7 protein-coding genes and 1 pseudogene are annotated in these 8,878 nt (G+C 72.9%); 6 read left to right on the forward strand and 2 right to left on the reverse strand.

The genetic code is table 11. The features are described from left to right. A pseudogene (locus ABT300_RS38265) lies at positions 1-489 on the reverse strand (GNAT family N-acetyltransferase); the annotation flags it as partial. A 179-nt stretch (positions 490-668) separates the two neighbouring features. On the opposite strand from ABT300_RS38265, the gene ABT300_RS38270 reads away from it, so the two are divergent. The 6 genes from ABT300_RS38270 (at position 669) to ABT300_RS38295 (ending at position 6,799) form a co-directional block, all read left to right on the forward strand. Further along, positions 669-1,394, forward strand: a complete 726-nt coding sequence (locus ABT300_RS38270; protein ID WP_351686084.1) for an FAD binding domain-containing protein — start codon at positions 669-671, stop codon at positions 1,392-1,394. Positions 1,395-1,560: 166 nt separating this feature from the next. Further along, positions 1,561-2,517, forward strand: a complete 957-nt coding sequence (locus tag ABT300_RS38275) for an STM4015 family protein (RefSeq protein ID WP_351686087.1) — start codon at positions 1,561-1,563, stop codon at positions 2,515-2,517. A gap of 12 nt (positions 2,518-2,529) precedes the next feature. After that, complete coding sequence (locus tag ABT300_RS38280) at positions 2,530-3,669, forward strand: STM4014 family protein (protein ID WP_351686089.1); 1,140 nt, start codon at positions 2,530-2,532, stop codon at positions 3,667-3,669. Positions 3,670-3,676: 7 nt separating this feature from the next. After that, on the forward strand, positions 3,677-4,549 hold the full coding sequence (locus ABT300_RS38285) for an STM4013/SEN3800 family hydrolase (protein WP_351686097.1): 873 nt from the start codon (positions 3,677-3,679) through the stop codon (positions 4,547-4,549). Next, entirely contained in the window at positions 4,546-5,886 is a 1,341-nt protein-coding gene (locus tag ABT300_RS38290) for an STM4012 family radical SAM protein (RefSeq protein ID WP_351686092.1), read from the forward strand. The genes ABT300_RS38285 and ABT300_RS38290 overlap by 4 nt, the downstream gene beginning before the upstream one ends. A 10-nt stretch (positions 5,887-5,896) precedes the next feature. Beyond that, on the forward strand, positions 5,897-6,799 hold the full coding sequence (locus ABT300_RS38295; RefSeq protein ID WP_351686095.1) for an STM4011 family radical SAM protein: 903 nt from the start codon (positions 5,897-5,899) through the stop codon (positions 6,797-6,799). Positions 6,800-6,805: 6 nt separating this feature from the next. On the opposite strand, the gene ABT300_RS38300 is transcribed toward ABT300_RS38295, so the two are convergent. Next, positions 6,806-8,833, reverse strand: a complete 2,028-nt coding sequence (locus tag ABT300_RS38300; protein ID WP_351686100.1) for an RICIN domain-containing protein — start codon at positions 8,831-8,833, stop codon at positions 6,806-6,808. Between the last annotated feature and the right edge of the window lie 45 nt (positions 8,834-8,878).

An 8,878-nucleotide genomic window follows, 5' to 3' on the forward strand; every position in this document is an offset into this window, starting at 1 on the left:
CACGCCGGCGGGCGGCAGCGGCGGCCGGTCGGCGGCCCGGTCCAGGCTCCGGCGCAGCACATGGTGCCGCCGCACCACGGACCAGCCACGCTCCCGCAGCAGCGAGACGTCCGTGGTGGGCCGCGCGTTCAGGTTCAGGTGCACCACGGCCCGCTCCGCGCCGTTCTCCCGGGCCTTCTCCAGCGCCCGCGCCTCCATCGCGGCCAGGACGAGCAGACCCGCCTGCTGCCGGTCGGGCAGCACGTAGTGGTCGATGTCGACCCGCTCGCCGCCCGACTCGTCCCACAGCAGTCCGTAGACCACCGGCCGGTCCCCGTCGAAAGCGAGCCAGGTGTCCCGCCGCAGATCGACGTCGGGATGCTTCAGGTCCGCCTCGACGGAGTGCAGATCCGTCTCGGGGCGGCCGATCTCGATGAGGTCGATCTCGTTGAGGAGCCCGGCGACGGCCGCGGCGTCGGCGAGGGAGGCGGGGCGCAGGAGGGAGAACATGCCTCCCAGGGTCCAGGGGACCGGTGTGGGGCCGCAATCGGTTTCACATGACGCACGATGCGGTCATGAGCCCTGTATGCGCCCCCGCGAGTCTGGGCAGAATCCGTTCTGCCGTTGATCACGCCGGGGACGACGCGCCGTCGGCCCCACGAACTCCACGGGAAGGCGGGTCGGTTGTCGTGCAGTTGCGTCTTCCCTCCTCCATATCCGAAGCACAGCGGTGTCTCGCCGAGGGCGCGGTGCCGGTCGGCGGGGCCACGCTCGTGTGGGCGGGCTGGCAGCGGGACGGCTTTCCCGAGCAGGCCGTGTCGCTGCGCCGGCTGCCGGAGGCCAACGCGTTCGGCCCCGAGGAACTCGGCGGGGCCGTCCTGCTGCACCGCATCGACGAGACCGTGCCCGAGGTGCTGCACCGGGCGGCCGCCGGAGTGGGCACCGGCGCCGTACGCCGGGCCGCCACGGTGGGCGGCAACATCGTCGGCAGCACCCTGCGCTGTCTGCTCCCCGCCGCCCTCGTCCTCGACGCCCGGGCCACGGTGCTGAGCGCCGACGGCGTCTACGAGACCGACCTGACCGAACTGCTGGCCAAGCGCCCTGTGCTGCTCGCCCTGCGCTGGCGCACACCGCTGGTCAGCGGATACCGCAAGCTGGAGGGCGAGGAGGGCGGCGCGCCGCCCCTGGTCGTCGCCGTCGCGCTGCACGCCCGTGACGACGGCGACGCCGTCCTGCGCGTGGCCGTCCGCGACGGTTACGACGTGCTCAGCGCCGGCACCCCGTACGAGCCCGGCGCCGGCGCCGAGGAGGCGCTGCGCGCCCTGGAGGGCACGGAGCTCGGCGAGTTGCCCCCCGCCGCCCGGGACGCCGTGCGCGACCAGGTCGGCGAAGTCCTGGCCCGCGCCGCCGACTGAGGCGGAGCCCGGCCGTCGCGGGGAGGCGGCGGGCGGCGGCTTGCGCGTCGGTCCGGCACGGGCTCCGGCGTCCGAACCCGCCCCCGGGACAGGCGATGTCAGTGGCTGTTGGTAGAACTGCGGACACAACGCAGTTCGCACACCAATTCCCCTCGGGAGCAGCCGTATGACGATCGGTGAACACCTCAAGGCGCTCCACGGGCTGCCCGCCTACACGTTCCCCGGCGCCGAGCACAAGCCGCGACCGGTCGAACCGGACGCCGTGGCCTGGCGCGTCGGCGCCGACGTCTACGACTCCGACGAGAAGTGGACGGACGCGTTCGCCCGCTTCTGCGCCGCCGTCGACACCACCCGTGTGAAGGCGCTGATCGTCGGAGCGTGGGAGGAGGCCTACGAGGAGGACCCCGGCGTCGTCGTCGAGGCGCTGACCGCCGCCCGGGACCGGTTCCCGGCCCTGCGCGCGCTGTTCCTCGGCGACATGGTGGGGGAGGAGTGCGAGATCTCCTGGATCAACCAGACCGACGTCACCCCGCTCCTGACGGCGTTCCCCGCGCTGGAGGAGCTCGGGGTGCGCGGCGGGTCCGGGCTGAGCTTCCCCGCCGTGCGCCACGGCGCGCTGCGCCGGCTGGTGATCGAGACGGGCGGACTGCCCGCCGAGGTCGTGCGCGGAGTGGCCGACAGCGACCTGCCCGCGCTGGAGCACCTGGACCTGTGGCTGGGCACGCCCGAATACGGCGGCGACAGCGAGACGGCCGACCTCGAGCCGATCCTGGCCGGCGCCCGGCTGCCCCACCTGCGCCATCTGGGCCTGCGCAACAGCGAGATACAGGACGCGGTGGCCGTCGCCGTCGCGCAGGCCCCGGTGGTGGCCCGGCTGGAGGTGCTGGACCTCTCCATGGGCGTGCTGACGGACGAGGGCGCCGCCGCCCTGCTCGACGGACAGCCGCTCACCCACCTCAAGAAGCTGGACCTGCACCACCACTACCTCGGCGAGCAGCTCCAGGAGTGCGTCCGGCAGACCCTCGAGGCCGCGGGCGTCGAGGTGGACCTCGACCGCGGCGACGCCGAGGAGGACGCGGAGGACGACGGCACGGTGTGGCGTTACGTCGCCGTGGGGGAGTGAGCGACGACGCCCATGGACCGCACGCCTGCTCCGGTGAGTGATCCCGTGCCGCGACTCGCGGTGGTCGCCAACCCCGAGAACCGCCGGGTCGCCCTCTTCGAGGAGGCCGTGCGGGCGGCCGGACTGCCCGCCCCGCGGATCGTCCCGTGGGCGGACGTCCTGTGCGCCCGGGGAGCCGACTTCGCCGTCGACGAGATCGTCCGGATCGACTCGCCCGGGGAGAACCCCGAGGTCGACCGCATGCTGCGGGGCGTCCAGGACCCCACCCGGGTCGAGGGTTCGGCCCGCTGGTACGCCGGGTTCGTCGCCGCCGTGCGCAGTCTGCGCGGCGGAGTGCGGCTCACCGACCCGGACGACGTGGCCGTGCTGTTCGACAAACGGCTCTGCCACGGCGTCCTGCGCGCGGCGGGCGTCCCGGTGCCCGCCTCGCCCACCTCGGGCCCGGCCGGCACGCCGGTGCGCGGCTGGGACGACGTGCGCGCCGCGATGCGCGAGCACCGGATGCCCCGGCTCTTCGTGAAGCCGGCGCACGGGTCGTCCGCGTCGGGGGTCCTCGCCGTGGAGACGGGCGGCGGCCGCATCAGGGCCACCACCTCCGTCGAACTGACCGCCGACGGCGTCCTGCACAACTCCCTCCGGGTGCGCCGCTACGAACGCGAGCGGGACGTCGCGGCCGTCGTCGACGCCCTCGCCCCGGACGGACTGCATCTGGAGCGCTGGCTGCCGAAGGCCTCCCAGCACGGCAGGGCCGCCGACCTGCGGGTCGTCGTCGTGGCCGGCCGCGCCACCCACGCCGTCGTCCGCACCAGCCGCTCGCCCCTGACCAACCTCCACCTCGGGGGCCGCCGCGGCGATCTGGACACCGCCCGCGAGGCCGTCGAGGCGGCGGGCGCCCGCTGGGCCGACGTGCTCGGCGTGTGCGAGCAGGCCGCGTCCTGCTTTCCGCGCACCCTGTGCGTCGGCGTAGACCTGCTGCCGGCCGTCGGCTGGCGCAGGGCCGCGATCGGCGAGGTCAACGCCTTCGGCGACCTGCTGCCCCGGCTCACCGGTCTGCCCGGCCGTGGGGCGGAGGGCCAGGACACGTACGCGGCCCAGGTGGCGGCCGTGTTGCGCGGTCTCGTCCCGCACCGAACAGGAACACCGCATGCCTGAGCCCGACATGAACGACGTCGTCGGCAGCCACGACATCCTCCTCGTCACCCTGGACACCCTGCGGTACGACGTGGCGGCCGAGCTGGCCGAGGCGGGCCGCATCCCGCATCTGGCCGGCCGTCTGCCCGGCGGCCGCTGGGAGGAACGGCACGCACCGGGCAGCTTCACCTACGCCTCCCACCAGGCGATCTTCGCCGGGTTCCTGCCCACCCCGGCCGCCCCCGGCCCGCATCCGCGCCTGTTCGCGGCGAGCTTCACGGGCAGTGAGACCACCGCCGCCGGCACGTTCGTCTACGACGCCCCGGACCTGGTGTCCGGCCTCGCGCAGGCCGGCTACCGCACCGTCTGCATCGGGGGAGTGGGCTTCTTCAACAAGCAGGGTCCGCTGGGCTCGGTGCTGCCCGGCCTCTTCCACGAGTCCCACTGGGCACCGGAGTTCGGCGTCACCTCGCCGCACTCCTTCGAGAACCAGATCGCCCGCGCGGAACGCGTCATCCGTGAACTCCCCGCCGAACAGCGGCTGTTCCTCTTCGTGAACGTCTCCGCACTGCACCAGCCGAACTGGTTCCACCTGCCCGGCGCCACCCGCGAGGCGGGCGACAGCCGCGCGACGCACGCCGCCGCGCTGGAATACGTGGACCGGCACATCGGACGGCTCTTCGCCGCCGCGGGCAGCAGACGCCGCTGCTTCGCCGTCGTCTGCTCCGACCACGGCACCGCCTACGGCGACGACGGATACACCGGTCACCGCCTGGGCCACGAGTGCGTCTGGACGGTGCCGTACGCCCACTTCTTCCTCGACCCCGCACCCGGTGACCCCGCACCCGGTGACCCCGCACCCGCTGACCCCGCACCCCGTCCGACGGAGACCGCCCGATGACCACCGCCGAGCCGGTCACCCGCACCAGCCCGTACCAGCACTACGTCTACGCCTACCCGCACAAGACGGCCTACCGGCCGCTGCCCGGCCGCCCCCTCCTCGCGGAGCTCTGGGCCGCCGAGCCCAAGGACGCCCTCTCGCTCTACCTGCACATCCCGTTCTGCGAGGTCCGCTGCGGCTTCTGCAACCTCTTCACCCGCGTCGGCGCGCCCGACGGCCTGACCGGCGCCTACCTGGACGCCCTGGAGCGGCAGGCGACCGCCGTGCGCGAGGCGCTGGGCGACACCGGCGGCGTCCGGTTCGCCACGGCGGCCTTCGGCGGCGGCACGCCCACCTTCCTCACCGCCGCCGAGCTGGAGCGCCTCTGCGACATCGCCGAGCACCGCATGGGCGCCGATCTGCGCGCCGTCCCGCTCTCCGTCGAGGCCTCGCCCGCGACGGCCACCGCGGACCGTCTCGCCGTCCTGGCGGAGCGCGGCGCCACCCGGCTCAGCCTGGGCGTCCAGAGCTTCGACGAGACCGAGGCGCGGGCCGCCGTGCGTCCGCAGCGCCGCGCCGACGTCGAGTCCGCCCTCGCCCGCGTCCGCGACGCGCGCATCCCGGTCCTCAACGTCGACCTCATCTACGGCATCGACGGCCAGACCGAGCGCAGCTGGCGGAAATCCCTGGACGCGGCGCTCGCCTGGCGGCCCGAGGAGCTCTACCTCTACCCGCTCTACGTCCGCCCCCTCACAGGCCTCGGCCGGCGCGCCACGACGGGCTCCGACCCGGCCTGGGACGCCCAGCGCCTGAGCCTGTACCGCAGCGGTCGCGACCATCTCCTCGCGCACGGTTACACCCAGCAGTCCATGCGGATGTTCCGCCGGGCCGACGCCCCCGCCCAGGGCGCCGACGACTACGCCTGCCAGACCGACGGCATGATCGGCCTCGGCTGCGGCGCCCGCTCCTACACGGCCGCACTGCACTACTCCTTCGACTACGCGGTCGGCATGCACGAGATCCGGGGCATCGTCGACGACTACGTGAGCACGACCGACTTCGCGCACGCCGAGGTCGGCCACCCGATGAGCCGCGACGAGTCCCGCCGCCGGCACCTCCTGCAGTCGCTTCTGCAGGCCACGGGACTGGACGTCGACGACTACCGGGCCCGCTTCGGCAGCGCCCCCGCCGAGGACTTCGGCCCGCAACTGACCGCGTTCGCCGACCGCGGCTGGCTCACCGGCGACTCCGCACGGCTGCGTCTCACCCCCGAAGGGCTCGCGCACTCCGACGCCGTCGGCCCGGAGCTGTTCTCCCCGGCCGTCCGCGCCGCGATGGCCGCCTACGAGCGCAAGTGAGGCGGCCGTCATGGATCTGACCCTGCTCTACCGCGGCCCGCTCGCGTCCTGCGACTACGACTGCCCCTACTGCCCGTTCGCCAAGCGGCGTGACAGCACGGCGCAGCTGCGCGCCGACCGGGCCGCGCTCGAACGGTTCGCGCAGTGGGCCGCGTCCCGCACCGACGACCGGCTGTCGCTGCTGTTCACGCCGTGGGGGGAGAGCCTGGTCCGCTCCTGGTACCGGCGCGCCCTCGTCGACCTCTCCCGCCTCCCGCACGTCCGCCGCGTCGCCGTGCAGACCAACCTCAGCTGCCGCACCGACTGGCTCGACGAGGCCGACCCCGCCGTCCTGGCCCTGTGGTGCACCTACCATCCGGGCCAGACGCCCTACGACCGCTTCCTCGCCAAGTGCCGGGACCTCGCGGACCGGGGCGTCCGCTTCAGCGTCGGCGTCGTCGGCCTGCCCGAGCATCTCGAGGCGGCCCGCCGTCTGCGCGCGGACCTGCCCGAGCACGTGTACCTGTGGATCAACGCCGCCGAGGGCCACGTCTACGAGGACGCCGACGCCGACCGGTGGACGGCCCTGGACCCGCTGTTCCCCTACAGCCGCCACCCGCACCGCAGCGCCGGCCTGCCCTGTCGCACCGGAGAGTCCGTGATCTCCGTCGACGGGGACGGCACGGTGCGCCGCTGTCACTTCGTCCCAGCCGAGCTGGGCAACCTCTACGACGGCTCGTACCGCGCCGCGCTGCGCCCGCGTCCCTGTCCGCTGGCCGTGTGCGACTGCCACATCGGTTATGTGCACCTGGAGACGCTTCCGCTGTACGACGTCTTCGCCGGCGGCGTCCTGGAACGGATCCCGGCGGCCGCCCCCGCACAGGGCTCCGCCCGCATCACGACGGTCGCGATGCGGGCGGAGCCGAGCAGCTGACGGACGCTACGGGGTCACGTCGGTGACCCTCCAGCGCTGGTTGGAGCCGGAGTTGGCCTGCCACGTCGTCACGGCCGCGCCCTCGTTCGTGGCCTGGCCGCCGACCTCGAGGAGGCGTCCGGTGGCCACGTTGACCAGGGTCCACGTGCTGTCACCCGTCGTCGACATGATCCACTCGGTGGCGGGGTCGCGCTTGCCGGTGTCGGGCTCGACCACCGGCACGTTGTCGCGGACGGCGAGGCGCTTGCCCTCGGCGGGGTTGGCGAACACGTAGTGCTGACGGGCGCCCTTCTTGCCGTACCGGGCGTCCAGCTGCCACTGCTGTGCGACGGCGCCGTTCGCCGAGCCGATGACCAGGTTGGAGCCGCCTGCGGCCACGGTCACGGCCTTGCCGCTCTGCACGCCGGTCAGCGTGTAGGAGTGGCCCTTGCTGAACAGTCCGGCGTTCTTGGCGACGCCCGAGACGCCCTTGACGGCGAAGGAGGTCACGGACTGGGCCGGGACGGTGTACGTGGCCCTGCCGTCGACGACCTTGACCGGGGCCTGCTGCTTCAGCTTGCCGTCGGCGCTGGTCACGGTCGGCGTGACAGTGGCGTTGCGCTTGACGGTGCGGAACTTCGACAGGTCGATGGTGACCGTGCGGGCCGCGGCGGTGGAGTTGACGTGGACCAGGGAGAGGCCCTTGCCGTCCTTGGTCACGGCGGCGGCGCTGGAGGTGTCGTCCACCTTGATCAGCTTGTCGCCGGGCCTGATGAAGTGCGTGAAGTTGCGGGCCGTGTCGAACTTGGTGTTGGTGAAGATCGGGCACGACTTCAGGGTGTCCGCCTTGGTGCAGCTGAACGGGAGCTGGATCTCGCCCCAGTTGCCGCCCTTGGCGGACTCGCCGCCCGGCTTCATGTTGTCGTAGTCCTCGACCGGCTGCCAGAACACCCAGGCGCTGGGCTCCAGTTCGCGCAGGTCGTTCACCATCTGCTGGGCGAGCCCGAGGCCCGGACGCATGTCGGTGAAGCTCTGCCCGTCGCCCCAGTCGCCCTCGACCTCGCTCATCCACAGCGGCTTGTCGGCGGCCTTGGCGAGGTCGCGGACGGTGGTGCGCTGGCCGGTGCCGTAGGTGTGGACGTTCATCTGGTCCACGAGGTCCTTGGAGGCCTGCGAGTAGGAGTTCCAGTTGGTCGCGAAGATGGACGGGTTGGTCTCGTCCATCGCCGATATCTTCGCCTTGGTCTTCGCCTTCTTCAGCGCGGGCGCCAGTGCGGCGAGCACCTTCTGCTGGAGCGCGGGACCGATGTGGGCGCCCTCCTGACGGCCCCCGACCGGCAGGCCGTTCGCGTCGAGGCGGGTGCCCCAGTAGCCGGTGTTGGGCTCGTTGAACGGGTCGACGGTGTCGACCTTGATGCCCTCGGCCTTCTCCAGACGCTTGGTCGCGCCCGCGATGTAGGCGGCGAAGTCGTCGACCGAGTCGGCCTTCAACTGGTCGGTGTTGGCGTTGAACCCGCCCGAGACGTAACCGCTCTCCGTCATGAACCACGGCGGGGAGTTGCTGAACGTCTCCCAGTGGGTGATGTCCTTCTTGATGCGGTCGACCCACCAGCGCTGGGTGGCGTCGGCGTTCTTGTTCCAGTCCGCCGGGTCGTCCGCGCTCCACCAGTCGGTGTCCTCGCGGGTGGTGCCGGCGGGCGCCTTCCACCAGCCCTCGACGGCGCCGCCCGCGCGCAGGTAGTCCTTGACGTCCGGTGCGTTGCCGCCGCCGATGTTGTAGCGGGCGATGTTCAGCGCGAGGCCGTCGTCGCCGAAGAGCAGCTTGTAGAGCTTCTCGCGGACCGCCGGAGGATAGTCGCCGGTGGCGTTCGCGAACCAGACCAGGCTGGTGCCCCAGCCCTCGAACTTCTGCTGCTGGTACGACGGGTCCGGCGTCACGGTGACGGCGGCCTCGGCGTGCGCCTGCACGGGGACGCCGAGAAGCGCGGCCCCGGTGGCCAGTGCGGTGAGTGCGGCGGCCCCGAGGGTCCGTTTGCTGCGGTTACGGCGTGCCATCTGTGCTCCCAACTGCGGTGCGGTCGCTGTGGTGGGCCCCTGCCG

The organism is Streptomyces sp. NPDC001027 (assembly GCF_040299045.1).
GTDB lineage: Bacteria > Actinomycetota > Actinomycetes > Streptomycetales > Streptomycetaceae > Streptomyces.